The organism is Dietzia sp. IBK-p2-15D, from assembly GCF_057773105.1.
In genome coordinates this window covers 355,291-379,446 of sequence record NZ_JBYMTK010000001.1, presented here as the reverse complement: position 1 = coordinate 379,446, position 24,156 = coordinate 355,291, and the positions used below count along the sequence as shown (strand labels likewise).

Below are 24,156 nucleotides of genomic sequence, written 5' to 3'. Positions count from 1 at the left end.
CAGAACTGAGACACTATCGTTATGAGAACTCGGGTGCTCCTCGCCGCCGGCGCAACAGCGCTGGTGGCCGCGTCCTGCGCGCAGCCGGAGCCACAGGTGCTCTCCGAGGCTCCGCGCTCTGCGTCCGCGACGGAGATCACGTCGCCGACCACCACCGAGCGTGACGAGCAGCCCGGGAAGTTCATCGCGCGATGTGCGACCGAGGCCGACGGCGGGACGCCCGGCCTCACCATCTTCACCGACGGATCGCAGAACGTCACCGATCACTGCCTGAGCAGGTACTACATCGGGGTCCAGCCCGCTCCCGGGGCACTGTACGTACCCGACGAGGAGGCCGGCACCTACGCGCCTCCCAGCGAGACCGCACCCGTCGAGACGACGGGCGAACAGTGGACGCCCGCCCAGCCGCGAACCGATATCGGGTTCGAGGATGATCAGGAGCTCCTCGGCGACGGGGAGAGGACCGAGAATCCGGATGAGCCGGGCACCGAGGATCCCGACACGGACGATCCGGATACCCCGACGAGCCCGACCGACGGGACGTCGCCCACCGCGCCCACGACGCCGCCCACGACCGAGCCGGGCGGTACCGAGCCCGTCGTGACGGATCCGACCACTCCCGGGACCAGCACTCCCGGCACCACCGAACCCGGCGACACCACCCCCACGGGGACCGGCTCGTCCGAGCAGCCGACGACGGTGCCCACCGTGAACGAGGCGCCGCAGGAACCGCAGCCGGGCCCGCTGACATCCGTGATGTCCGCCGCCCCGTCGGGGTCGGTCGGCCCCACCGCGTCGCAGACCCCCACCGAGTCGGGGACGTCAGTGGGGCTCCCCGCATTCCGCTGGCCCGGGTCGTTCTGGCCGGGCGGCCCGCAGGGCTGACCTTCCGAGGGCATGCCCTCCGACCGGGTGTGCACTCGGGCCGGGCATGAACTCCGGCCGGGCGTGAACTCCGGCCGGACACCGCGCGCCGGCCTGGTGCGACGAGCGTCAGGCCTCGTTCATCCGACGGCGCAGGTCCTCGCGCTTCTCCCGTCGTCCGGCGTCGACCGCCGCGATATCGGAGTTGATCTGCGCGCGCATCCGGCTGAACAGCACCATCGACAGGGGCAACGCGATCAACACAGAGATGATCGCGGCGACGAGCACGGGGACCTGCACACCCGCCAGGCTGCCGATCCCGATGATGAGCAGCGTCAACGCCACCACCAGGAGAAGTCGGACGACGGTGTAGACGACCATGTTGCGGGCCAGTCGCGCGCCGGGCGCGGACCCCTCCGGTGTGGCCGCCGGGCTGGCCGTCCCCTCCGCGGGGTGTGTTGTCTCGTCTCGCTCGCTCATGGTCCCCAGGATACGTATCGTGGCGGGAAGGAGGTTCGAGTGATCTGGCTGTTCGCACTCATCGGAGTGGTGACCGTGGCGATCCTGCTGTGGCGGGCCTTCGGGCCCGGGTCACGGCCGGCTCCCCCACGGGTGATCGCCCCGGACGACGACCCTGATTTCCTACGGGATCTGGACCGTCGCAAACCGCTGGACCCCTGACGTCGGCAGCGCACGGGTCCCGGCGCAGCCCTGCCCGATGCAGCCCTGCCCGGACAGGTCTCGTCGGCCGGGTCAGCTGCGTGACAGCAGGCGGACGATGGAGTCCACGGCGTCGCTGATCTGCGCCCCCGTGCGGTCGAACACCTCCGGCTCCCGGCCGATCGGATCCTCCACGTCGAGCGCGGGATCGTCGGTGTCGATACCCAACCTCGCCCGCGACAGACCCGCGAGCGTGACGGACTCGTCGGAGTCGGCGAGCCGGTCGGCCTCCAGGATCGTGTAGGTCTTCTTCCACAGCAACGGCGCCAGTTCCTGCACGGCATCGCGGTGCGCCCGGGTCGCGGTGAGGACGAGGTCGCGTCCTGTCAGCAGCCGAGCTGTGAGCAGTCGCGACGCGAAGCCCCCGCCGTCTCCACCGTGCCCCTGCAGCACCCGCAGGGTCTCGCGGTGGATCTCCACGCCATTGGCCGCCCGCGTCCCCGCGGAGTCGACCGACACATCGAGTCCGGCTGCCATGGCTCGCGCGGCCAACAGACGCTCGGCCAGCGGCGACCGACACATGTTGCCCGTACACACCGTCATCACCGAGATCGCCATGGCGACGATCCTAGTGCGCGCTGCGCGTCACTCCCCGCGCCACTGCGGGGCGCGCTTCTCGAGGAACGCGGACATGCCCTCCTGGGCGTCGCAGGTGACGGCGTTGGTGGCCATGGTCTCGGCCATCTCCCGGTACGCCTCGTCCTGGGGCAGATCGATCTGCCGGTAGAAGGCCTGCTTGCCGATCTCCAACGTCAGCGGGCTGGAGTCGGCGATCTGCAGCGCCAGCTCATCGACCCGGGAACGCAGGTGGTCCTCGGGCACCGCCTCGTTGATCAGCCCCCAGTCCACCGCGGTGGCGGCGTCGATCGTCTCACCGGTCAGCAGCATCTGCATGGCCCGCTTACGGCCGATAGAGCGGGAGACCGCCACCATGGGGGTCGAGCAGAACAGGCCGATCTTCACGCCCGGGGTGCCGAAACGCGCGGTGTCGACCGCCACGGCCAGATCGCAGGTGGCGACGAGCTGACAGCCGGCGGCGATCGCGTGGCCCTGCACCTCGGCGATGACCGGCTGCCGGATCGCCTGGATGGTCTCCATGAGCTGCACGCACGTGGTGAAGACCTCGCGCTCCTGCGTGAGGGTGCGGTCGACCATTTCACTGATCTCGTGCCCGGCGGACAGCGCGGGGCCGGACCCGGTGAGCACGACGACCCCGCAGTCGGGGTCGTCACCGAGGTCGCGGATCGCCGCCGTCGCCTCCCGCATCATCTGCAGGGAGAGCGGGTTGCGACGCTCGGGCCGATCGAGTGTGACGCGGGCGATCGGGCCGCTGCGCTCGACGAGGACGAAGGGGGTGCTCATGGGGCCTCCGGAGGGGATGAGGGGCTAGCCTCCCCTGGTTCTACCCCGCGGCGCCCGTCGACGGGCAGGGACGGGGCCGGGGCGCCCCCACCGGGGCGTGGCGAGGGGCGTGGGGCTCCCCTCTGGTCACCCCGGGCCCCGGGCCGGGCCCGGCCCGGCCCGGACCGGACCGGGTCAGTTCGCGGCGGCCTGGTGCGTGCCGTCGCACCACTGCTCGGCGGGGACGGTGTCCTTCACCTGGTCGACATGCTGACCGCAGCCGTCCCACGTGGTCTTGCCGCAGACGGGGCAGGTGACGGGGTAACACATAAGAATCTCCTCAGATCCGACGTCATACCCTAGGGGGTATACCCGTAAGGGTATGTCAGTTCTCGTCCGGCCGCCACTCGGCGTCGACCCTGGGCGTGGCCTCACGCAGTCGTTCGACGTGCGCCTGACACTCCTCCCACTGCGGGAGCCGGCCCGCGGCGGCGACGTCGAGCAGGCTCGGGGCGTCGCGGTCGCGCTCGCTCATGACGTGCTCGATCGAGGTGCCGTCGAGGGCCGATCCGGGCCAGTCGATCGCGATCTTGGGATCGAAGGCGTCGATGACGTGCTCGGCCCCGGGCCGCCAGCCCTCCGAACAGAAGTACATCACCGTGGATTGCGGCTCGAGGGCCAGGAAGCCGTGCGCCACGCCCTCGGGGATGTAGATCGCCCGCTGCTCCACGGAGTCCAGGATGACCCCGGCCCACTCGCCGAAGGTCGGCGAGCCCACGCGGACGTCCACGACCACGTCGAAGACCGTGCCGGACGGGCACAGCACGTACTTGGCCTGACCGGGCGGGACCTCGGCGAAGTGCAGGCCGCGCAGGACCCCCTCCCCCGAGACCGACGCGTTGACCTGCGCGAGATCGAAACGGTGGCCGGTCATCCGACGGAAGGTCTCGTCGGTGAACGCCTCGTGGAACACCCCGCGGTCGTCAGAGATCTGCCGGGGGGTGATCTCCCACGCCCCCGACACGCTGAGCTCGCGTAGTTGCACTCCGGTCCCGCCTTCCCGTTGTCTATCGATCCCGGTCGCCCCCGGCGCCCGGGTCACGACCACCCTAGCCGCGCATGGCGTCCACGATCTGCGCTGCCGTCCACTCGCCGATCAGCAGGCAGCCCATGGCGTCGTCGTGGACGGAGGCGTCCTCGTCCCAGCCGGTGACGACGAACTGGAAGATGTAGGTGGCCTCGTCGTCGCTCCATCCCACGATCAGACTCGAGGTCGCCATCCGGCCCGGCTCGGCCGTGTACATGCCCCGCAGGTAGCGGTAGACGCTGCGGACGGCGCCGGCGGACTCGTCCCCTTCACCGGCGACCTGCTCGAGCAGTGTCCAGTCGGGCAGTGCGTCGGCGGTGGCGACGATCATCTCGACCGCCTGCTCGGTGTCCATCGCGGGCGCGACACGGGCGCAGGTGGCCACCGCGTTGGGTGAGAACCCGTCACGGTGCGCACCCGGGTCCACATAGATCACCGCGGACGGCTCGGGCGATTCGATGCGCTGCCACGGCGGGCTGTCCACCCAGGTCAGCGGCTGTGCGGCCACGGCCATCGGTGGGCTCGCCTCGAGAATGCGACCGGTCGACGCGCAGTACTCCTGGATAGAGGTCATGTCCGGGTCCCCGCGCCCCGTCAGCCCTGTAGTCCCGCGCCGACGATGTGCGCGCCACCGTCGACGACGAGGGTCTGCCCGGTCATCCAGTGCGCGTCATCGGACAGCAGGAAAGCCACGGGACCGGCGATGTCGTCGGGCACCCCCAGTCGCCCGGCCGGCAGCGCCGCGGACATGGCCTCCTCGCGGCCGGAGTACAGCGCCTCGGCGAACCTGGTCTTGACCACGCCCGGGGCGACGGCGTTGACGCGCACGGCGGGTCCGACCTCTACGGCGAGCTCCTGGGTCAGCCGCATGACCAACGCCTTGGTGGCGCCGTACCAGCCGATCCCCGGCGACGGTGCCAGGCCGGCGATGGAGGCGATGTTGACGACGGCGCCGCCGCGCTCGCCGAGGCCCGAGTGGTAGACCTTCTGCGTCCAGGACAGGGTGCCGAGGGCGTTGACCTCAGTGATCTTGCGGGCCGCGGCGAGGTCGATGTCCACCGTGCGGCCGAATGCCGGGTTGATCCCGGTGTTGTTGACCAGCAGGTCGATGGGCCCGAACGACTCTTCGGCCCGGGCCACGACCTCACGCTGGTGGTCCTCGTCGTCGCTCTTGCCCGCCACCGCCAGCACCCGCTCCGGTGTGCCGAGATCGGCGACGGCGTCGTCGAGCCCCTCCTGGCCGCGCGCCGTGATGACCACCGACGCGCCCTCCGCGAGCAGGCGACGGGCGATGCCCAGGCCGATCCCGCGGCTCGCGCCGGTGACGAGCGCGGTGCGGCCGGCGAAGCGGTCCGGGACGACGGGGCCGGTCCGGGGGGCGGGCAGGGGGGTAGCGGTCACAGCCGTCTCCTTGCGAGGGTCGGAATGCGTCTGGCGTGCGTCGCCCAGCCTAGAGGCCATGTCGGTGTGCCAGGCCGCGCCGGGGCCTCACGGCATCTCCTCAGCGGACCCTCCGGCTTTCCTTCACTACGGCGCCGCCGGGCGCTAGAGTTCGTGACAGGTCCCATCCGGCCGCCCCCTCGGGCGGCTCCACTACCCCGGGGTGTGTGCATGTCACCACTAATTCCACGCGCTGGCGCGGACTCACCCGTGTGCTCGATCCTCGATATCCCGGGCCCGCGGTGGTTCACGGCGAGCGATCCCATCTGGCGGGTCCACGGCGACGTGTCCACCCCGATCGGCATCACGACCGGTCTGCTCATGCTCGCCGCCGACCCCGCCTACTCCGCCGTGATGGTCGCGTGCGGTGCGGACGCCAAGCCGTGGACGATGGACGACTACCTGCACGACCTCGTGGAGATCTCGACGTTCGGCACGGTCGATGACGCAATGGTGACCATCGAGCACGCCCGCCGTGACCACAATTCGTTCTCCGGCACCACGGAGTACGGCGACTACTTCTACGGCTCCGACCCCGGGCTGATCGAGTGGTCGCAGGCCGCCATGACGTGGGCCCTGCTCGTCGCCTTCCAGCGCTTCTCGGGGCGTCCCCTGTCCCCCGCCGAATCCGACCGGTACGTCTACCAATGGGCGGGCCTCGCGCGGCTCCACGGTGCCCGCAGCTTCCCCTCGACCGTCCGGGAACTCGAGCAGCTCCTGCGCAGGTCCCGCGGCCGCGCCCGGCCCACCGATGCCGGTCGCCGCGCCGCGAGGAAGCTCCGGGAGGACGCCCGCGCCTGCCCAGGGGTCGCGGAGAACTCGGTGATCGCGCACAGGTCGTGCACCACGGTCGTGGACGCCGCGGCGAGCCTGGTGCCGTCGGAGGTACGCCGCGCGCTGGATCTCCCGCACCGGCCGATCGACCGCACGGCCGTGTTCGGGCGGATTACCAAGGCGCACCAGGGCCTGTCCTCGCCGCGGCTCACGACCCGGTCGCCCATCGCGGCCCCGTCGGCGATACAGGCCCGGACCGCCTGAGTCCCGCTTCGCGCGGAACACCCGGGCCGCCCGGGGTAACCCGTGGCCGTTGACGCGGCCCTTAATCTATCCGGCGGACTGCCACACCAGATGAACCGGCAGCATCGCGCGGTCGAACTGTTCGACGGGCACCAACCGCACGTCCAGTACGGTGGCGGGGCGCATCAACGTCCTCGCGCGCAGGGTGTGGGGCCGGTTGGCAAAATCCGGGATCCGCTACCACCCGCGCGATCGATGCGACCGTCTGAGCCTCGCCCCGGGGGGTGCGCGGGTCGGGCGAGAACCACACGACCTCGGCGCCCGCAGGTCGGGCGATCCCGGCGCACAGGCGCCGGGCCACCGTCTCGGAGTTGCCGCCGGGGCTGCTCACGAGCAGCGTGTCGGCATACCCGGCCTCCACGAGGTCCCGGGCGTACAGGTGGCGACCGTGGTCGCCGTCGGCGAGCAACACCACGGCGCCGGTGCGGACGGGTTCGTCGGCGCGCGGCTACAGCAAGAACGCGCCCCGCGCGGCGAGGGCGAGCGCGGCGACGGCGGCGGCCGCCACCGCGGCGCTCCCGGCCGCGAGCACTCCGCGGCGTGTCCGGTTCACGACCCGGGTCCCGCGAGGTCGCCCCGCTCCCGCTGTCGCTGGGCGATCCAGCCCTCGTGGGCGATCGCGCGGACGAGATCCTGCGTCCAGTCGTCCATCGGCTCCAGCCCGACGGCACGCCACGAGGCATCGGAGAGCACGGAGAAGGCCGGCCTCGGGGCGGGGCGCGCGAACTCCTCACTGGTGCAGGGTCGCACCCGCTCGGGATCCGCCCCGAACCACGTGAACACCGCCCGGGCGAGGTCGAACCACGTCGCGCGGCCTCCCCCTGCCAGGTGCAGGGTCAGGCCCCGCGCGTCGAACTCGCCCCAGGCCTCCCCGCCGACGAGGCCGAGCAGTTGATCGGCCAGCGGCGCCGTGTAAGTGGGCGAACCCCACTGGTCGTCCACCACCGAGAGCGTGTCCCGCTCGCGCTCGAGGCGGACCATGGTGTCGACGAAGTCCGAGCCGCGCAGCCCCTGCCCGTGGCGCACGGGGCCGGTGTACACCCACGCGGTGCGGACGATCGTCGTCTCGGGGTACACCGCCAGCGCCGCCCGTTCCCCCGCGAGTTTGGTGCGCCCGTACGCGGTCACCGGCGCGGTCGGGTCGTGCGGCTCGAGCGCCGGAGCGGTGGCCGGGTCACCCCCGCCGGGGACCTCGCCCGAGAAGACGTAGTCGGTGCTGATGTGGACCAGCCGGATCCCGCGGTCGCGGCACGCCACGGCCAGCGATTCCACGCCGTCGGCGTTGACCGCGTGCGCGGTGGCCTCGTCGGCCTCCGCGCCGTCGACGTTGGTGTACGCGGCCGCGTTGATCACGACCTCCGGTGCGTGACGGTCCAGGGCGGAGGCGATCGAGGCCGGGTCGGTGAGGTCGAGCTCGTCGCGGCCCACCGCGACCGCGCCACCGCCGAGCTGACGCCTCGATTGCCTGTCCAGGTAGTGCCCGAGCTGTCCGCGGCCGCCCGTCGCGAGGATCCGCGGCCACCGGCCGGCGGTCACAGGCTGCGCCCCTTCTCGCGGCGCAGAATGTCCAGGAGGTACAGGCCGTACCCCGATTTGCGCAGGTCATGGGCGCGGACGGTGAGCTCGTCGTCGTCGATATATCCCATCCGCCATGCCACCTCCTCCGGGCAACCGATCTTCAGGCCCTGCCGGTCCTCGATCGTGCGGACGTAGGTGCCCGCGTCGAGCAGCGAGCCGTGCGTACCCGTGTCCAACCACGCCGTGCCCCGCGGCAGCACCTCCACCTGCAGTCGGCCCTCGCGCAGGTAGTGACGGTTGATGTCGGTGATCTCGTACTCACCCCGGGCGGACTTGGCGAGCCCGCGCGCCACGTCGACCACGTCGGCACTATAGAAGTAGAGTCCGGGGACGGCGAAGTCGGAGGACGGGTTCTCGGGCTTCTCCTCCAGGCTGATCGCGCGGCCGTCGGCGTCGAAGTCGATCACCCCGTAGGCACTCGGATTCGATACCCGGTAGGCGAAGACGGCGCCGCCGTCGAGCTCGGCGAAGCGGCGCAACTGTGTACCCATCCCCGGCCCGTAGAAGAGGTTGTCGCCCAGGATGAGGGCCACCGACTCGTCGCCGATGTGCTCGGCACCCAGCACGAACGCCTGCGCCAGCCCCTCCGGCGTCGCCTGCTCGACGTAGCTCAGGGCGATGCCGAACTGGCTGCCGTCGCCCAGCAACCGGCGGAACTGCGGAGCGTCCTGAGGGGTCGTGATGATGAGGATGTCGCGGATCCCCGCCAGCATGAGCGTGGACAGCGGGTAGTAAATCATCGGCTTGTCGTAGACCGGCATCAACTGCTTGCTCGTCGCCAGGGTGAGCGGGCTCAACCGGGTGCCGCTGCCGCCGGCCAGGACGATGCCCTTCACAGCACCGTCTCCGTCCGCGCGTACTTCGCCTCGACGCGCTCCTTGACCGGCTCCCACCAGTCGCGGTGGTCGGCGTACCACTCGATCGTCTGCCGCAGGCCCTCGCGCAGATCGGTGTGCCTCGGCTCCCAGCCCAGCTCCTCCCGGGTGGCGGTGGCGTCGATGGCATACCGCAGGTCGTGGCCCGGCCGGTCGGTGACGTGGTCGAATCCGGGATCTCCTCCGGTGCCGGCCCCGTTTCCGCTTCTGCCCGCGACCCCCATGAGGTCGCAGATCATCTGCATCACCTGCAGGTTCGAGTGCTCGCCGTCCGCGCCGATGAGGTACGTCCTGCCCGGCTCCCCCGCGGCCAGGATGCGCAGGACCGCCGCGTTGTGGTCGTCGACATGGATCCAATCCCTCACATTGGCCCCACTGCCGTAGAGGCGGGGCCGGCGACCGTCGAGGATGTTGGTGATCTGACGCGGGATGAACTTCTCAACGTGCTGGAACGGCCCGTAGTTGTTCGAGCAGTTGCTGATGGTGGCCCGCACCCCGAAACTGCGGACCCACGCGCGCACGAGCATGTCCGCCCCGGCCTTGGTGGCCGAATACGGGCTCGACGGGTTGTACGCCGTGTCCGGGGTGAATTTGGCCGGATCATCGAGCTGCAGGTCCCCGTACACCTCGTCCGTCGACACGTGGTGCAGACGGACGTCGTGCCGTCGGCACGCCTCGAGCACGGCGTAGGTGCCAACGATGTTGGAGTGCAGGAAGGGCCAGGGGGTGGCCAGCGAATTGTCGTTGTGGCTCTCCGCGGCGAAGTGCACCACGGCGTCGTCCGGCCCCGTCAGCTCGGAGACCAGCCGGTCGGTGACCACCGGGTCCGCGCAGTCCGCCTCGACCAGCTCCACCCGCTCGCCAAGCAGTCCGTCCAGGCTGGCGCGGTTAGCGGCGTAGGTCATCGAGTCCAGCACTGTGACATGGGCGTCCGGGTCCTCGCGGACCGCGGTGTGGACGAAGTTGGCGCCGATGAACCCGGCTCCCCCGGTGACGACGAGGCGCATGGGCGCAACCCTACCGCCCGGACCGCTCTCCGTCTGGCCGCTTGTCGCCCATCTCCTCATCGCCTTGTCGCTGGTTTCCAGGCCGCCAATAGTCGGCGGGCTTACTGTGCTCGCTTGCGCCCCACCGTCGCTTGATCTCCCTCGAACGCCGTGAGTGGCGCACCGCCAGCACCGCGATCGCCACACCCGCCACCGTCGGTACCCACACCTTGCTGTACTCGAGCAGGAACTCGACCCACCCCGGCACCGTGACCTCGGGCAACGGAATCGACGGCAGGGAGATGCCGGGCCACGGAATGCTCGGCAGGGAGATGTCCGGCCACGGGAGGTCGATGTCCGGGAGCCGCTCGAGGATCCACTCGACGACCGGTTCGAGGACCCGGCCGATCAGCGGCAGTAGGACGAGCACGGCGATGGACCACCCGGACCGGCCCAGACCGGCCGCGACGGGATAGGCCACGCGCTTCCACGGCGAGGCCGCGATCGCGTCCTGCCGCGCCTCGGCCGCCGACCCCGGCGGCGGATCGAAGTGGACGACGTCCCTGCCCTCGCGGAAGACCACCTGCCGCACGGCGGTGTCCGTGATGCTGGTCCGTACGTGCACCCGCGGACCCGTCCGGGTCGGGATCGCGGTGCTGTGCTCGCCCGGCTCGGGCGGGTCCGCGTCGAGCGAGAGCTTCGTGTCACTGATCTGCCGCGCCCTGGCCACCGTCACCCCGTCCCTCAGGAGCGCGCAGGCAGGGCTCTGCAGTGGCGAGGACCCTGCCGTCTCCCCCTCGGGTTTGCGCCGGAGGGGGTAACCGGGGTCGACCGCGTGCACCTCGTCGGATCGGCCGACAGCGAACTCGAGCCTGCCGTACTGCGGGTGGTCCAGCCGCCAGATCTCCGGTCGCGTGCCGGAGGCGGGGCCCCCCGGCACGCCCTCTGCGGGTTTCGGTCCGGGGTCTCGGTCTCGATCAGACACTGCCGGCACCCTACCTCCCTCCCGCGCGCTACTTCTGCGCGTCGGCGAGCTCGGTGTCGGCAGGCTCGGCGTCTACGGCTCGGGAGTCGGCGTCCTCACGCCGCAGCTCGCGGTACGCGGCGAGCATCTTGGCGCGGCGTCGGTTGTGCGCCTCAAAGGCCGAGTTGTCGCGCGGGGTCACCCGGACCGCCTCCTCCGCGGGGATCCCGGCGCGCAACTGCCGCACCCGCAGTACCTCCGCGTCCAGGCGAGCGCCGTACACCACTGCCATGTTGACCAGCCACAACCACAGCAGGAACATGATCACGCCGGCGAGCGAACCGTAGACCTCGTTGAAGTTGCCGAACCGGGAGACGAAGAAGTCGAAACCCGCCGTAGCCACCCCGATGATCGCCAGGGCCGCCACCGCCCCGAGCGAGACCCAGCCGAGCTTGCGCTCCGTGACGTTCGGCGCGAACCGGTAGAGGAATGCCAGTGCGAGGATCGCCGAGACCAGCCCGGCCGGCCACTTGGCGATCTCCCACGTCGCCAGGGCCGTGTCCCCCAGCCCGATCCATCCGCCGACCGTCTCCGCCACCGGCCCGGTGAACACCAGCGCGAGGCCGCCGACCGCCACGAGAAGAATGAGCAGAGCCGTGAGGATCACCGCGGAGGGCAGCAGCCGCCACAGCGGGCGCCCCTCCTCCACTCCGAAGACCGCGTTGATCGCCCGACCGAGCGCCCAGACGTACCGCGAGGCCGACGCCAGGGCGACCACCGTTCCGACGATGAGCGCGGTCCCGGCGGCGGGCGTGGTCACCAGCGTTTCGATCGGCCCGCGCACCGGGTCCAGGATCTCCGGCGGGGCGACGTCCGAGAGCATGTCCATGACCGCGTCGACCGTCCGGTCGCCCTGGCCGAACACGCCCAGCAGCGACACCACGACCAGGACCGCGGGGAACAGCGAGAGCACCCCGTAGAAGGTCAGCGACCCCGCGAGGTCCGGGCCCCGATCACGCAGGAACTCCGACACCGACCTCGTGAACACCATCCGCACCGTTCGCAACCGTCTGCGGATGGTCGCGACGGGCCCGCCAGAAGTGCTCATGCACTGATTGTGACCTCCCGGGCGGGGCATGGGGCGGACGCCGCGCCCACTGGCTGATCCGTCGGGGCCGGGCGGGCGTCAGTCGCGGTGGCGGGCCTGGTCGACCTGGGCCTCGCGTCGGACGTCTGCAGCCTCGTCGATGGCCTTCTGCTGCTTCTCGGCCGCCTTGTCGCTCGCGGTGGTGTCGCGCGGCGGGAGCTGGATGGTCTCCTCGGCGTGCATGCCCGCCTGGAGCTCACGGGCGCGCTCCATCTCGGCGTCCACCTCGGCACCGAACAGGAAGGCGTTGTTGGTGATCCACAGCCAGAGCAGGAAGACGATGACGCCGGCCAGCGAACCGTAGGTCGCGTTGTAGCTGCCGAAGTTGGACACGTAAAAGAAGAAGCCGACGGTCGCGAGGCCCCACACCACCAGCGCGACCACCGCGCCGAGCGAGATCCAGCGGAACTTGGGCTGCTTCACGTTGGGGGCGAACCCGTAGAGGACCGCCAGGATGACGACGACGACGAGGACCAGCGCCGGCCACTTGGCGATGCCCCAGACGGTGACCGCCGTCGAGCCGAGACCGATGAGATCCCCCACCCACTCGGCGATCGGCCCGCTGACGACCAACATCACGCCGGCCAGGGCGACCAGGATCAGCAGCACGGCGGTGAGAAGGATCATCAGCGGCTTGAGCTTCCAGAAGGGGCGCCCCTCCTCGACCTCGTAGATGCGGTTCATGGCGCGACCGAAGGCGCCCACGTATCCGGAGGCCGTCCAGAGCGCGCCGAGAATACCGGTGATCAGGGCGATCCCGGCGGCCGGAGTGTTGACCAGTCCCTCGATCGGCCCGCGGAGTTCGTTGAGGGTCTGCTCCGGTACCGAACCCTCGACGAGGCCCATCACCGCGTCGACCGTGGCCTGCCCCTGGCCGAACACACCGAGCAGCGAGACCACGGCGAGAAGCGCCGGGAACAACGAGAGAACGGCGAAGTAGGTGAGCGACGCCGCGAGGTCGGTGCAGTTGTCCTTGGAGAACTCCCCTGCGGCGCGTTTGAGGCCGACTTTCCAGGCTCCGCCGGTGAGCTTGGTGGGCGACTCGGGCTTGCCGGTGTCGGGGTCGGCATCCGTGTGGGGCTTGTCGGTGATGTCGCGGCTGCTCGTACTCATACCAAGCACCTTTCCACCACCGGGCCTCCCCCGCATCCGGCCCGGCCGTCCCCCCGCGGGATTACGGACGCCGCTCTGTGCGTTACCCTCTTTGATGTCACGTCACCAAAGTGTCGTATCAACAACTTCGATTTCGTCGACCGTCACCGCACCAGAGGGAGAAACACAGTGAGTCTGTCCAACGCCATCCTCCGTGGAGTCACCGGGGCCTTCGTCCTCAACTCCGGCCTGAGCAAGCGCGGCATGCCGACCGAGGCCGCCCAGGGTCTACAGGGCTTCGCCGCGACGGGAGTGCCCGCCGTGAACAACATGGATCCCGATTCCTTCGGCAAGTTCGTCGCCTACTCCGAGATCGGCATCGGCGCCGCCCTCCTCACCCCGGTCGTGCCCCGCCAGATCGCCGGCGCCGCCCTCGGCGTCTTCTCCGCCGGCCTGCTCGCGATGTACTTCCGCAACCCCACCATGACCGAGGCCGACGGCATCCGCCCCAGCCAGGAGGGCATGTCCCTGGCCAAGGACGCGTTCATGGCCGCCATCGCCGGCGCACTGGTCACCGACCGGTAGCCTCCCCCGCCGGCGGGCACGAGCCCCCACGGCGCCCGGCCCTGCCGGCGCTACGGCACCCGGCCCTGCCGGCGCGACGGCCCGGTCCCGCAGCACGCGGGGCCGGGCCGCTCGCGTTCCCGGCACATGCGCGGACACCTGCCACACGCACCCCGGACCGGATGCGCGGCCCACGCGGGTCGCCGACCATGGTGCGATGACGCAGAACCCGGAATCCGATACCCCGGCCCGCCGGATGCGGATAGTCGTCACCGGTGCCAGCGGCAACGTCGGCACCCCGCTCGTGCGGCGTCTGCTCTCCGACGGGCACGACGTGGTGGGACTGTGCCGCCGGATCCCCCCGGCCACGCCGCCCTACGACGGCGCGCGGTGGCATCGGGTGGACCTGTCGTACGCCCGCGCGGAGGACCTGGTGGAGGTCTTCCGCGGCGCGGACGCGGTGATCCACCTGGCCTGGGGCTTCCAACCGACCCGCGACGTCGACCACCACCGCCGACTGGGCGTCGGGGGGACCGCCGCGGTCGTCAACGCCTGCCGTCTGGCGGGAGTGCCGCATCTCGTGCACCAGTCCTCCGTGGGCGCCTACGCCCCGGTGTCCGACGGCGGCCCCGGGGTGTCCGTGGACACCCGCGTCAGTGAGGGCGCCGAGCTGGGTGGCGTTCCGACCGCCGCCTACAACCACCACAAGACCGCCGCCGAGCACCTGCTCGACCAGCACGAACGCGAGCACCCGGGCACGCCCACCATCGCCCGGATGCGTGCCGCGTTCATCGTCCACGCCGAGGCGGCGTCGGGACTCGCCCGGTACTTCAGCCCCGCTCTCGCGCCCCTGCGGCTGATCCGGGCCCTGCCGGTCCTGCCCGTGGACCGTCGCCTCACGGTCCCCCTGGTCCACGGCGACGACATGGCCTCGGCACTCGCCGCCGCGGCCACGACCGGCGCGCAGGGCGCGTTCAACATCGCGGCCGAACCGCCCGTCACGCGCGACATGATCGCCCGCGAGCTCGGTGCCGTTCCGGTCGGGCTCCCGTTCGGGATCCTGCGGAGGTTGGTGCACGTCAGCTGGCTGCTCCGCCTCCAGCCGCTCAGCATCGGCTGGGTGGACCTCGCGTTCGGCGTCCCACTCATGCACACCACCCGGGCCCGCGCGGAGCTCGGCTGGCACCCCACGGTCGCGGCCGACGAGGCCCTGCGCGAGATCGTCGACGCCATCGCCGCCGGACGGGCCGGGACGTCCCCGCCCCTGCGCCCGCGGACCCTGCGGGACGCGCTGGCCTCACTGCGCCGCGGCGGCCCCGTCGACGTCAGGCGCCTCCCCTGACAGACGCGGGCCCGCCGTTGACGACCGTCCGCACAGGCCCGCCGCGTCGTGACTAGCGGTTCGCGGCGCCCTCGTCCGCGATCGCACCGAGGATCGCGTCCGCCAGGTCGGCGCGGCACACGACGAGGTCCGGCAGGTAGGTGTCGGACACGTTGTACTCCAGCGGGGTGCCGTCGATCCGCACCGCGACGAACCCACGGGCCAACGCCACCCCGGCCGGCGCCGCGGAGTCCCACTGGTATTGCCCGCCGGCGTGGATGTAGGCGTCCGCCTCACCGCGGACGACGGCCGCCGTCTTGGCCCCGGCCGACCCCAGCGGCACGAGATCCCCGCCCACCGCCTCGGCGACCGCATCCGCGAATCGAGGCGGACGGGAGGCCGAGAGGACGATCCGCGGTCGGGAGCCCGTTCGCGGGGGAAGAAGGCCACCCCCGTCGACCCCGCCGTTGCCCACGGGTGCGGCGTAGACCTCGTCGTCGTCGACCCCCGACACCACTCCGAGCGCCGGGAGCCCGACCGCCGCGGCGGTGAGTCGCGACAACGCCGGGTCCCCCGCGCGCTCCCACAGGGCGACGTGGACGGCCCAGTCCGGCCGGTCGCCGAGGCCGTACTCGCGGGTGCCGTCGACGGGGTCGATGATCCACACGCGGTCGGCGTCCACCCGGGCGAGATCGTCGGCGGACTCCTCCGACAGGACCGCGTCGTCCGGGCGGGCGGCGGCGAGCCGTTCAAGGAGCAGCGTGTTGGCGCGGCGGTCGCCGATGACGCCGAGCTCCCGTCCGGTGGGGCCGGAGGAGCGCAGGTCCACCAGCAGTCTCCCGGCCTCGATGGCGAGGTCGACGGCGAGTTGCTGGTCCGGGGTACGTGTGGCGGCGGTCATGCCCCCAGCCTAGGAGGCGCACTCCGGGCGCGGCGCGGAACGCCTACCGTCGGCGCGACCGCAGCCCCCGGCGCCGGCCACTCCCGTACTGGCGGACGACGCGGGCGGGCTCGTCCGGACACCGGTGCGCGTCGGCCGCGACCCGGGCCGCACCCCGGGACGGCAGGACACCGCTGCGGGCGGCGCAGCGGTGGCAGCCCCAGACCGCGCCGTCGGTTGTTTCCTCGACGTAGCACTGCCGCTTTCCGACCTCGTTCATCGTTCCCCCCGAGAGAAACTGCGCCAACCTCCAGCCGGCCGTAGATCGCTATTGTGTCATAAATTTTTACTACTAGACAGCGAGAACATCACCGGGATCGGCACCCTGCCTCCGTGACGCCCGACCGCCTCCTGGACGCATGACCGGTAACGGCCCGACGCCCTATAGACAGGTCGGTCTAGACAATGCGCCGACCTTATGTCTACTGTACTGATCGACTTAATCGATTCACTATTCGAGGGATGCTCGTGAAGACAATCATCGTGCTCGGCGTCGTCGGCGCCATCGCCCAACTCATCGACGGCTCCCTGGGCATGGCCTACGGCGTCACGTCCACGACGCTGCTGGTCGCGGCCGGTATCGCGCCCGCCGCCGCATCGGCGTCCGTGCACTTCGCAGAGATCGGCACCACCCTCGCCTCCGGCGTCTCCCACCACCGACTCGGCAACGTCGACTGGCGGATCGTGCGCATCCTCGCGGTGCCGGGCGCGATCGGAGCGTTCGCCGGTGCCACCCTGCTGTCCAGCCTCCCCGCCGACGTCGCCAAGCCCGTCGTGGGGGCGATCCTGCTCAGCCTGGGCCTGTACGTCCTGTACCGGTTCCTCGCACTCGGCGGCCGTCGCCCCGAGTTCCGCGGGCGGGTCCGCACCGGGTTCCTCGTCCCGCTCGGACTGGTCGGCGGCACCCTCGACTCCCTCGGCGGAGGAGGGTGGGGCCCGGTCGGCACCACGTCGCTGCTGTCCTCGGGCCGGGTCGAACCGCGCAAGGTCGTGGGCTCCATCGACACCTCCGAGTTCGTGGTGGCCGTCGGCGGATCGCTCGGCTTCCTCGTGGGCCTGGGCGCCGCCGGTATCAACTGGGGCTACGCGCTGGCGCTGCTGGTGGGAGGTGTGCTCGTCGCACCGCTCGCGGCGTGGCTCGTCAAGCACCTGCCCGCCCGGGTGCTCGGCACGGCAGCCGGCGGCCTGATCGTCGTCACCAACTCCCGCACCCTGCTGGTGTGGGCCGAGGTGCCCTCGTCGGCGACCACCCCGATCCTGTTGGCGCTGGTCGCCGTGTGGATCGGCCTGGTCACGTGGGCCGTGCTCGCCGAGCGGAAGGCCTCCGGCGGCGACGACGACGAGGCCGGCATCGACCCGGCCGGCCCCGCCCCTGCCGCGGCCGCCGAATCCGCTCCGGCGCAGGCCTGATCCGGGCCGACGCCCGGTGAGGCGGCCGCTCTGGGAGACTGTCGGCATGAGGGTCACCGCCAAGTCCGACTATGCGTTGCGCGCACTCGTCGAACTCGCGGCGGCACAGCTCGCCAGCCCCGACGACGATCCCCGCGACAATCCGCTGAGCGCCGAAGAACTGGGGCGGCGGCAGGACATCCCGCACGGGTTCCTCCAGGCGATCCTGTCGGACCTGCGGCGGGCCGGGATCGTCACCAGTCGCCGGGGCAAGACGGGCGGATGGTTCCTCGGCCGGGAGGCGGGGGACATCTCGGTCGCCGATGTCCTGCGGGCGGTCGACGGTCCCTTGGTGAGCGTCTACGACGTCCGCCCGGAGGCGGTGGTCTACAACGATCGCGCCGCGATCCTGCAGCACGTGTGGATCGCCTCGCGCGCGGCCCTGCGCCGGGTGATGGACGCCGTGACGATCGCCGACCTGGCCGCCGGGCACCTGCCGGGCGAGGTCCACGAGTTGACCCTCGACACCGACGCGTGGGAGCCCCGCTGACGGGAGGCCGGTTCCGCCACCCGCTCCGCTCCCGTCGGCATCAGGGCGCCGGCGTGCGCCCGCGCCCGCGGTGGCGGTCGAGCCAGGACACGGCCGGGGACGACGCCGCGCCGTGCAGGACGATGGACGCGACGATGACCAGCGACACCGCGGGCCACAGCGACCAGCCGTCCTCCTTGGAGAAGTACCCCATGGCGTAGCAGAGGTAGAACAACGACCCCACGCCCCGCACCCCGAACGCCGAGACGAACAGGCGCTCCGGCGAGCGCAGTCTGCCGTCGCCGATCAACGCGATCCAGGCGGTGAGGGGCCTGATCACGAACAGCACCCCGGCCGCGACGACCGCGTGCGACCACTCGAGCCGGAAGACCGCGTCGGAGATGAACGACGCCCCGATCACCAGCAGGATGAGCAGGGTGAGCAGGTGTTCGGTGTACTCGATGAACTCGTGGAAGTGGGCGTGCCGCTCATCGGAGCGCTCGGCCGACCGCGCACCGAGGGCGGCGAAGAACACGGCGAGAAAGCCCCAGCCACCCACGAGTTCGCCGACCCCGTAGGCGAACAGCAGCGTGGCCACCGCGGCCGCGGGTTCGGCGTAGCCGATGAGCTGGTATCCCCCGACGCGGTGTCGGTAGAGCACGGTGGCGATCATCCGGCCGATCACCCACCCCGCCACGGCACCGATGACGGTCTTGCCCACCAGATCCCAGGCCAGCCAACTCCACAGCCAGTCCCCCGGCCCGCCCTTGGTGGCCAGGTAGATGGCGAGGTAGACGAGGGGAAGGCGAACGCGTCGTTCAGGCCAGCCTCGGAGGTGAGGGCGAAACGGGCCTCGTCGTGCTCGTCGTCGGCGGCCTCGCCCGTCCCGGGGCCCGCCACCTGCACATCGGAGGCGAGGACCGGGTCGGTCGGGGCGAGCACGGCGCCGAGCAGGACAGCGACGGCGGGGGTCACCCCCAGCACCCACCACCCCAGGACCGCGACGCCGGCGATGGACAGCGGCATCCCGATGGCGAGCAGACGCCACGTGGTGGTCCAGCCACGGAAGGACAGGGGGCGGTCGAGGGCCAGCCCGACGCCGAAGAGCGCCACGATCACCGTGATCTCGGCAATCCGCTCGGCCAGCTCCGCGTGTTCGATCACGTCCACGAGTTGGGACTCGTTGGGCATGAGCCAGCCGATGAGCATGCCGACACCCACCACGATGATCGGGGCGGACAGGATGCGCTCCCGGAGCAGTCGCGGCAGGAGCGAGCCGAGGAGCAGCGCCGCGCCGACGACCGCGTAGATGAGGTCGGTGTTCGTCACGAACGAAAGTGTGGGCGCTCACAGTGGCGCGGCGCCACCGAACCGGTCGGGATCCCGTCAGGTGCAGGAGACGGCGGGCTCGTCGGCGCGCGCGGAATACCTGCTGACCAGCAACCGCCACACCAGCGGCCCGCCCACCACGAGCACCAGCGTGATCACGCCGATCAGCGCCGGCGAGGCGCCCAGCATCGCCGAGGCGGTCACGGCCAGCACGATCGTGACGCCCCTGCGGATGAGCCCCTGCGGGACGCGGCTGGCGAACTTCGAGCCGAAGAACGTGCCGACCGCCCCACCGATCAACAACGGGACCAGCAGGTTCCAGTCGACACCGGTGACCATGACGTGCCCGATCGCCGCCGCGATCACCAGTGGGACCGCCTGCACCAGGTCGGTGCCCACCAGTCGCAACGCCGCCAGGGTCGGGTACAGCAGCATGATGCACATCATGATGACGGTGCCCGAGCCGACCGACGTGATGCCGACCATCAGGCCGCCGATCACGCCGACCAGCAGGGTGATGAGCGGCTTGACCGGCGGGTCCGGGTCATCGCCTGTGCGGATGCGCCCGGACATCTCGAAGAACGCCCGCAGGAAGTAGGCGGTGGACGCCACGATCAGCGTCGCACCGATGGCCTTCTTCAGCAGCCCCTGCACGTCGTCGGCGCCGATGGCGTGGACGAGCCAGGCCCCCAGGTAGGCCGTCGGCACGGATCCCAGGATGAGCCAGAACGCGATCTTGAGGTTGGGTTTGCCGTGCCGCCAGTGCACGCCCGCGCCGATGACCTTGTTGACCGCGTTGACCACCAGGTCGTTGGCGACCGCCGCCGTCGGCGGGATGCCCACGAGGATGAGCGCCGGCGTCATCAGGGCGCCGCCGCCCATCCCCGTCAGACCGATCACCACGCCGATGACTGCGCTGACGACCAGCAGCCCGAGGGAGTCGTAGGTCCAGAGCGCCTCCGGCACCGGCTCAGACCCCGAGGATCGAGCTGACGATCCTCTGTGCAACCTCTTCCGCGGTGCCGTCCTCCGGCCGGAGGTGCAGGTCGGGGGTCAGCGGCGGCTCGTACGGCGCGGAGACGCCGGTGAACTCGGGGATCTCTCCGGCGCGCGCCTTTGCGTACAGCCCCTTGGGGTCGCGCGCCTCGCACTCGGCCAACGGGGTGTCCACGAACACCTCGGCGAACGGCAGGTCGGCCGCGGCGTGGACGCTGCGCGCCTTCTCGCGGTCGGCGCGCATCGGGGAGATGAGGGAACAGATGACGACGACGCCCGCATCCGCGAACAGCGCCGCCACCTCCGCGGTGCGGCGGATGTTCTCCGCCCGGTCCTCGGCCGAGAAGCCGAGGTCGGCGTTGAGGCCGTGCCGCAGGTTGTCGCCGTCGAGGATGTAGGCGGGGTGCCCGGCCTCGATGAGCAGCCGCTCCACCTCGGAGGCGATCGTGGACTTGCCCGAGCCCGACAGTCCCGTGAGCCACAGCGTGCGGCCCTGCCCGCGGTCTCCGCGCTGGACCGCGCCGGCGTGCCAGACCACGTTGGACCCCGTGGTGGCGGGCCCGATGATCATGCCCGCGCCCACGGTGTTGCCGGTGATCTCGTCCACGAGGATGAACGCGCCGGTGTCGCGGTTACGGCGGTACGGGTCGTACATCAGCGGCGTCTGTGTGCGCAGGCCGATGCGGCCGATCTCGTTGAGCCCCAGCTCGGTGGGGTCGGGGTCGCGGTGCAGGGTGTTGATGTCGAGCCGGTACTCCAGCCCCGTGACGATCGCCTTGGTGTCGCGGGTGGTGTGCTTGACGACGTACCGCCTGTTGGGCGTCAGTGTGGAGTCGTCGGCGAACCAGCAGACCATGGCCTCCAGCTCGGCGCCCTGGTGCGGGCGGTTGCCGGGACGGGCGATCATCTCGCCGCGGACGATGTCGATCTCGTCGTTGAGAGCGATGGTCACCGCGGCTGGCGCCGCCGCCTCGTCCAGTTCCGCGCCGCCCGGGCCCCAGATGGCCTTGATGGTGGACTGCCGGCCGGACGGCATGACCACGACCTCGTCGTCGACCTTCATGATGCCCCCGGCGACGGTGCCGGCAAAGGACCGGTGGTCCATGCCGTCGGCGCGCTGGGGGCGGATCACGTACTGCACGGGGAACCGGACGTCGGTGAGGTTGCGGTCCGAGGCGATGTGCACGTTCTCGAGGTGGTCGAGCAGCGCCGGGCCCGTGTACCAGGGCATCGAGTCGGTGCGGTCGACGACATTGTCGCCCTTGAGTGCCGACAACGGCACGAACGTCACGTCGTGGACCTCGAGCTTGGCGGCGAAGTCGGTGAACTCGGAACGGATGGCCTCGTAGGTGGCCTCGTCGTAATCGACCAGGTCCATCTTGTTGACGGCCACGACCAGGCGCGGGATGCCCAGCAGCGCGGAGAGGAACGCGTGGCGGCGCGTCTGCTCCAGCACGCCCTTGCGGGCGTCGACCAGGATGATCGCCACGTCGGCCGTCGAGGCACCGGTGACCATGTTGCGCGTGTACTGCACGTGGCCCGGGGTGTCGGCGATGATGAACTTGCGCCGCGGGGTCGAGAAGTAGCGGTAGGCCACGTCGATCGTGATGCCCTGCTCGCGCTCGGAGCGCAGGCCGTCGGTGAGCAACGCGAGGTCGGTGTACTCGTCGCCGCGCTTGGCGGAGGTGGCCTCGATCGAGGCGAGCTGGTCCTCGAAGATCCCCTTGGAGTCGTAGAGCAGGCGCCCGATGAGGGTCGACTTGCCGTCGTCCACGGACCCCGCGGTGGCGATGCGCAGCAGTTGGGCCTGCTCGGACATGGTGTGCAGCTGCTCCGGGGTAAGAGTCGAAGCGGTGGTGACGGTGCTCATCAGAAGTAGCCTTCCTTCTTGCGGTCTTCCATACCGGCCTCGGAGATCCGGTCGTCGGCACGGGTCGCGCCGCGTTCGGTGACGCGGGTGCCCGCGACCTCGGCCACGACGGCGGCGTTGTCGGCGGCGTCGGACTCCACACAACCGGTGCAGGTGGCGTCGCCGACGGTGCGGAAGCGGACCAGTTCGGTGCGCGCCTCCTCGCCGGGCAGCGTCTCGAGGAACCGGGTGTTGGCCAGGAGCATCCCGTCGCGCTCGATGACCTCGCGCTCGTGGGCGTAGTAGATCGGGGGCAGGTCGATGTCCTCGCGCTCGATGTACTGCCAGATGTCCAGCTCGGTCCAGTTGGACAGCGGGAACACCCGGATGTGCTCGCCCTTGCGATGGTTGCCGTTGTAGAGCTTCCACAGCTCCGGGCGCTGTGCGCGGGGGTCCCAGGCGCCGAAGGCGTCGCGGAACGAGAAGACGCGCTCCTTGGCCCGAGCCTTCTCCTCGTCGCGGCGGGCTCCGCCGAAGACCGCGTCGAAGCGGTTCTCCTGGATACCCCGCAGCAGGGCCGTGGTCTGCAGCCGGTTACGGCTTGTGCCGACGCCGGTCTCCTCAGCCACGCGGCCGGCGTCGATGTCGTCCTGCACGTACGACACGAGCAGCTGGACGCCGGTCTCCTCGACCACCCTGTCCCGGTACTCGATGACCTCATCGAAGTTGTGCCCGGTGTCGACGTGCATGAGCGGGAACGGCATGGGCGCGGGCCAGAACGCCTTGCGGGCCAGGTGGAACATCACCACGGAGTCCTTGCCGCCGGAGAACAGCATCCCCGGGCGTTCGAACTGCGCGGCTACCTCGCGGAAGATGTGGACGGACTCGGCTTCGAGTGCGTCGAGGTGAGAGAGCGTCACCGCCGTCCTCGCTGTCATGCGACCTCCAATGTCGTGGGCTGGTCCGGCGTGGCCGGACGGTAGACGGCAGACCATTCTGTCTGCGATCTGGTTCGGTCACCATCGTGCGCCTCGGTGGCGGCGATTTACATCACAGTGAAGGCAATCGCGGCCTATTTGTCCGTATATCGACATAAGGTGTCGGCTATGCGACATGACCCCACCTATCGTGTGCTCTCCGTGATCGAGGCGCTGTCGATCGGGGGCCCGCCGTTGCCCCTCGCCGAGATCGCTCGTGCCACCGGGGCCAGCCGCTCGACCCTGCACGCCGTGCTGGTCGGGATGCAGGACGAGCAGTGGGCGGAGAAGCTCGAGAGTGGGTGGCGCGCCGGGCCCCGGATGCGCTCTGTCGCCGCGTCGCTGTCCGCCGAGGTCGACCTGGCCCGGGCCGCCAGACAACCGCTCGAGCAGCTCGTCGACGCCACGGGCATCGCCGCCGTGGTCTTCGAGACCCGCGACGGCATGAGCGAGGTCGTGGACGTGGTCGGGGCGGGCATGCGCACCGCCTCACGACCGGGCATCGCCGTCGGCCACGTCGTCCCGGTGCGGGCGCCCTTCGCCCGCGAGCTCGTCGCGCGGCTTCCGCTGGTCGACCAGCGGCGGTGGTTGTCGGATTCCGGCGGGCTCACCGGGGCGGCCAGGGAACGGCTGGAGCTGGTGATGCCACAGATCGCCCGGCGGGGCTGGTCCATCGAGCGCCTCACCCCCGCGCGCCGCGAGCTGCTGCGGATGGCCGACTTCCTGGAGTCCTCGGGCGTGGGAGCCCTGGTGCGCGACCGCGTCTCCGAACTCTTCGTGGAGCTGTCCGAGATCGATGTGACCGACGCCGAACTCTCCTCCGCCGCCGACCTCGCGGTGACCTCGGTGTCCGCTCCCGTGCTGCGGGCCGACGGCCGGGCCATCGGCTCGGTGGCCGTGACCCCGGGGCGGCGCATGACCGGCCGGTCCGTCGCGCGCGCGGTCGAGGCCGTGACCGGGTGCGCGGGCGAGGTCTCCTCCCGACTCGCCGCGCATCCGCGCCCCGCCCGTGCGCCCGAGCTCCCCGCGCACCCGGTACACCCGGCCCACGCCGCCCGCAGCCACTGAGCCCGGACCCGCCTGCCGCCGCC

General features: G+C 71.1%; 28 protein-coding genes. 8 read left to right on the top strand and 20 right to left on the bottom strand.

The window, feature by feature from the left end; translation table 11 throughout:
* Positions 1–21: 21 nt before the first annotated feature.
* The gene (locus AC3DEV_RS01825) at positions 22–885 is read left to right on the top strand and encodes a hypothetical protein (protein ID WP_488371122.1); all 864 of its coding nucleotides are present in this window, start codon (positions 22–24) and stop codon (positions 883–885) included.
* Positions 886–993: 108 nt separating this feature from the next.
* Here AC3DEV_RS01825 and AC3DEV_RS01820 read toward each other — a convergent pair whose 3' ends face one another.
* On the bottom strand, positions 994–1,344 hold the full coding sequence (locus AC3DEV_RS01820; protein WP_120284207.1) for a DUF4229 domain-containing protein: 351 nt from the start codon (positions 1,342–1,344) through the stop codon (positions 994–996).
* A gap of 39 nt (positions 1,345–1,383) precedes the next feature.
* Here AC3DEV_RS01820 and AC3DEV_RS01815 point away from each other — a divergent pair, with 39 nt between their 5' ends.
* A complete protein-coding gene (locus AC3DEV_RS01815; RefSeq protein ID WP_167457827.1) occupies positions 1,384–1,545 on the top strand; it encodes a hypothetical protein in 162 nt (53 codons plus the stop codon).
* Positions 1,546–1,617: 72 nt separating this feature from the next.
* Here the strand turns inward: AC3DEV_RS01815 and AC3DEV_RS01810 are convergent, their stop codons facing one another.
* From AC3DEV_RS01810 to AC3DEV_RS01785, 6 genes are all read right to left on the bottom strand, one after another.
* Positions 1,618–2,142 carry an arsenate reductase/protein-tyrosine-phosphatase family protein gene (locus AC3DEV_RS01810; RefSeq protein WP_488371121.1) on the bottom strand — a complete coding sequence of 175 codons (525 nt, stop codon included), beginning with the start codon at positions 2,140–2,142 and terminating at the stop codon, positions 1,618–1,620.
* Between the two features lie 27 nt (positions 2,143–2,169).
* Positions 2,170–2,946, bottom strand: a complete 777-nt coding sequence (locus AC3DEV_RS01805; protein ID WP_182635517.1) for an enoyl-CoA hydratase — start codon at positions 2,944–2,946, stop codon at positions 2,170–2,172.
* Positions 2,947–3,120: 174 nt separating this feature from the next.
* Entirely contained in the window at positions 3,121–3,255 is a 135-nt protein-coding gene (locus AC3DEV_RS01800) for a hypothetical protein (protein WP_325770247.1), read from the bottom strand.
* A 55-nt stretch (positions 3,256–3,310) separates the two neighbouring features.
* A complete protein-coding gene (rfbC, locus tag AC3DEV_RS01795; protein WP_488371120.1) occupies positions 3,311–3,970 on the bottom strand; it encodes a dTDP-4-dehydrorhamnose 3,5-epimerase in 660 nt (219 codons plus the stop codon).
* Positions 3,971–4,034: 64 nt separating this feature from the next.
* Positions 4,035–4,586, bottom strand: a complete 552-nt coding sequence (locus AC3DEV_RS01790; RefSeq protein WP_067716929.1) for an LpqN/LpqT family lipoprotein — start codon at positions 4,584–4,586, stop codon at positions 4,035–4,037.
* 20 nt (positions 4,587–4,606) lie between these two features.
* The gene (locus AC3DEV_RS01785; protein WP_082923945.1) at positions 4,607–5,413 is read right to left on the bottom strand and encodes an SDR family oxidoreductase; all 807 of its coding nucleotides are present in this window, start codon (positions 5,411–5,413) and stop codon (positions 4,607–4,609) included.
* Positions 5,414–5,662: 249 nt separating this feature from the next.
* Here AC3DEV_RS01785 and AC3DEV_RS01780 point away from each other — a divergent pair, with 249 nt between their 5' ends.
* Entirely contained in the window at positions 5,663–6,490 is an 828-nt protein-coding gene (locus tag AC3DEV_RS01780; protein ID WP_488371119.1) for an oxygenase MpaB family protein, read from the top strand.
* A gap of 588 nt (positions 6,491–7,078) precedes the next feature.
* Here the strand turns inward: AC3DEV_RS01780 and rfbD are convergent.
* The 6 genes from rfbD to AC3DEV_RS01750 all read right to left on the bottom strand — a co-directional run bounded on the left by rfbD (position 7,079) and on the right by AC3DEV_RS01750 (position 13,192).
* A complete protein-coding gene (gene rfbD, locus AC3DEV_RS01775; RefSeq protein WP_488371118.1) occupies positions 7,079–8,065 on the bottom strand; it encodes a dTDP-4-dehydrorhamnose reductase in 987 nt (328 codons plus the stop codon).
* Complete coding sequence (gene rfbA, locus AC3DEV_RS01770; protein ID WP_488371117.1) at positions 8,062–8,943, bottom strand: glucose-1-phosphate thymidylyltransferase RfbA; 882 nt, start codon at positions 8,941–8,943, stop codon at positions 8,062–8,064. Before rfbA ends, rfbD begins: the two co-directional genes overlap by 4 nt.
* Entirely contained in the window at positions 8,940–9,989 is a 1,050-nt protein-coding gene (gene rfbB / locus AC3DEV_RS01765; RefSeq protein ID WP_488371116.1) for a dTDP-glucose 4,6-dehydratase, read from the bottom strand. The genes rfbA and rfbB overlap by 4 nt, the downstream gene beginning before the upstream one ends.
* 10 nt (positions 9,990–9,999) lie before the next feature.
* A complete protein-coding gene (locus tag AC3DEV_RS01760) occupies positions 10,000–10,953 on the bottom strand; it encodes a hypothetical protein (protein WP_488371115.1) in 954 nt (317 codons plus the stop codon).
* 28 nt (positions 10,954–10,981) lie between these two features.
* On the bottom strand, positions 10,982–12,040 hold the full coding sequence (locus AC3DEV_RS01755) for a YihY/virulence factor BrkB family protein (RefSeq protein ID WP_488371114.1): 1,059 nt from the start codon (positions 12,038–12,040) through the stop codon (positions 10,982–10,984).
* Between the two features lie 78 nt (positions 12,041–12,118).
* Positions 12,119–13,192: a YihY/virulence factor BrkB family protein gene (locus AC3DEV_RS01750; protein ID WP_182636011.1), complete on the bottom strand. Its 1,074-nt coding sequence runs from the start codon at positions 13,190–13,192 to the stop codon at positions 12,119–12,121.
* A gap of 168 nt (positions 13,193–13,360) precedes the next feature.
* On the opposite strand from AC3DEV_RS01750, the gene AC3DEV_RS01745 reads away from it, so the two are divergent.
* Positions 13,361–13,756 carry a hypothetical protein gene (locus AC3DEV_RS01745; RefSeq protein ID WP_119192591.1) on the top strand — a complete coding sequence of 132 codons (396 nt, stop codon included), beginning with the start codon at positions 13,361–13,363 and terminating at the stop codon, positions 13,754–13,756.
* A 196-nt stretch (positions 13,757–13,952) separates the two neighbouring features.
* Positions 13,953–15,077: an NAD-dependent epimerase/dehydratase family protein gene (locus AC3DEV_RS01740; protein ID WP_488371113.1), complete on the top strand. Its 1,125-nt coding sequence runs from the start codon at positions 13,953–13,955 to the stop codon at positions 15,075–15,077.
* A 52-nt stretch (positions 15,078–15,129) separates the two neighbouring features.
* Here the strand turns inward: AC3DEV_RS01740 and AC3DEV_RS01735 are convergent, their stop codons facing one another.
* Together AC3DEV_RS01735 and AC3DEV_RS01730 are read right to left on the bottom strand one after the other, a co-directional pair.
* Complete coding sequence (locus tag AC3DEV_RS01735) at positions 15,130–15,957, bottom strand: 3'(2'),5'-bisphosphate nucleotidase CysQ (RefSeq protein ID WP_488371112.1); 828 nt, start codon at positions 15,955–15,957, stop codon at positions 15,130–15,132.
* Positions 15,958–16,000: 43 nt separating this feature from the next.
* The gene (locus AC3DEV_RS01730; protein ID WP_488371111.1) at positions 16,001–16,216 is read right to left on the bottom strand and encodes a hypothetical protein; all 216 of its coding nucleotides are present in this window, start codon (positions 16,214–16,216) and stop codon (positions 16,001–16,003) included.
* A gap of 248 nt (positions 16,217–16,464) precedes the next feature.
* Between AC3DEV_RS01730 and AC3DEV_RS01725 the strand changes: the two genes are divergently transcribed.
* Both AC3DEV_RS01725 and AC3DEV_RS01720 read left to right on the top strand, forming a co-directional pair.
* Positions 16,465–17,406, top strand: coding sequence for a sulfite exporter TauE/SafE family protein (locus AC3DEV_RS01725; RefSeq protein WP_488371235.1), 942 nt, complete (start codon positions 16,465–16,467; stop codon positions 17,404–17,406).
* 46 nt (positions 17,407–17,452) lie between these two features.
* A complete protein-coding gene (locus AC3DEV_RS01720; protein WP_154830557.1) occupies positions 17,453–17,935 on the top strand; it encodes an RrF2 family transcriptional regulator in 483 nt (160 codons plus the stop codon).
* A gap of 40 nt (positions 17,936–17,975) precedes the next feature.
* On the opposite strand, the gene AC3DEV_RS01715 is transcribed toward AC3DEV_RS01720, so the two are convergent.
* From AC3DEV_RS01715 to cysD, 5 genes are read right to left on the bottom strand one after another with little or no spacing between them, the layout of a single operon-like run.
* Entirely contained in the window at positions 17,976–18,662 is a 687-nt protein-coding gene (locus AC3DEV_RS01715; protein WP_488371234.1) for a cation:proton antiporter domain-containing protein, read from the bottom strand.
* Positions 18,596–19,243, bottom strand: a complete 648-nt coding sequence (locus AC3DEV_RS01710) for a cation:proton antiporter domain-containing protein (protein WP_488371110.1) — start codon at positions 19,241–19,243, stop codon at positions 18,596–18,598. The genes AC3DEV_RS01715 and AC3DEV_RS01710 overlap by 67 nt, the downstream gene beginning before the upstream one ends.
* 57 nt (positions 19,244–19,300) lie before the next feature.
* A complete protein-coding gene (locus tag AC3DEV_RS01705) occupies positions 19,301–20,209 on the bottom strand; it encodes a sulfite exporter TauE/SafE family protein (protein WP_488371109.1) in 909 nt (302 codons plus the stop codon).
* Positions 20,210–20,213: 4 nt separating this feature from the next.
* Positions 20,214–22,109 carry an adenylyl-sulfate kinase gene (cysC, locus tag AC3DEV_RS01700; protein ID WP_488371108.1) on the bottom strand — a complete coding sequence of 632 codons (1,896 nt, stop codon included), beginning with the start codon at positions 22,107–22,109 and terminating at the stop codon, positions 20,214–20,216.
* Positions 22,109–23,026, bottom strand: a complete 918-nt coding sequence (gene cysD / locus AC3DEV_RS01695) for a sulfate adenylyltransferase subunit CysD (protein WP_488371107.1) — start codon at positions 23,024–23,026, stop codon at positions 22,109–22,111. The genes cysC and cysD overlap by 1 nt, the downstream gene beginning before the upstream one ends.
* Positions 23,027–23,194: 168 nt before the next feature.
* On the opposite strand from cysD, the gene AC3DEV_RS01690 reads away from it, so the two are divergent.
* Positions 23,195–24,133 (top strand): helix-turn-helix domain-containing protein, encoded by a 939-nt coding sequence (locus AC3DEV_RS01690; RefSeq protein ID WP_488371106.1) that lies wholly within the window; start codon positions 23,195–23,197, stop codon positions 24,131–24,133.
* Positions 24,134–24,156: the final 23 nt, after the last annotated feature.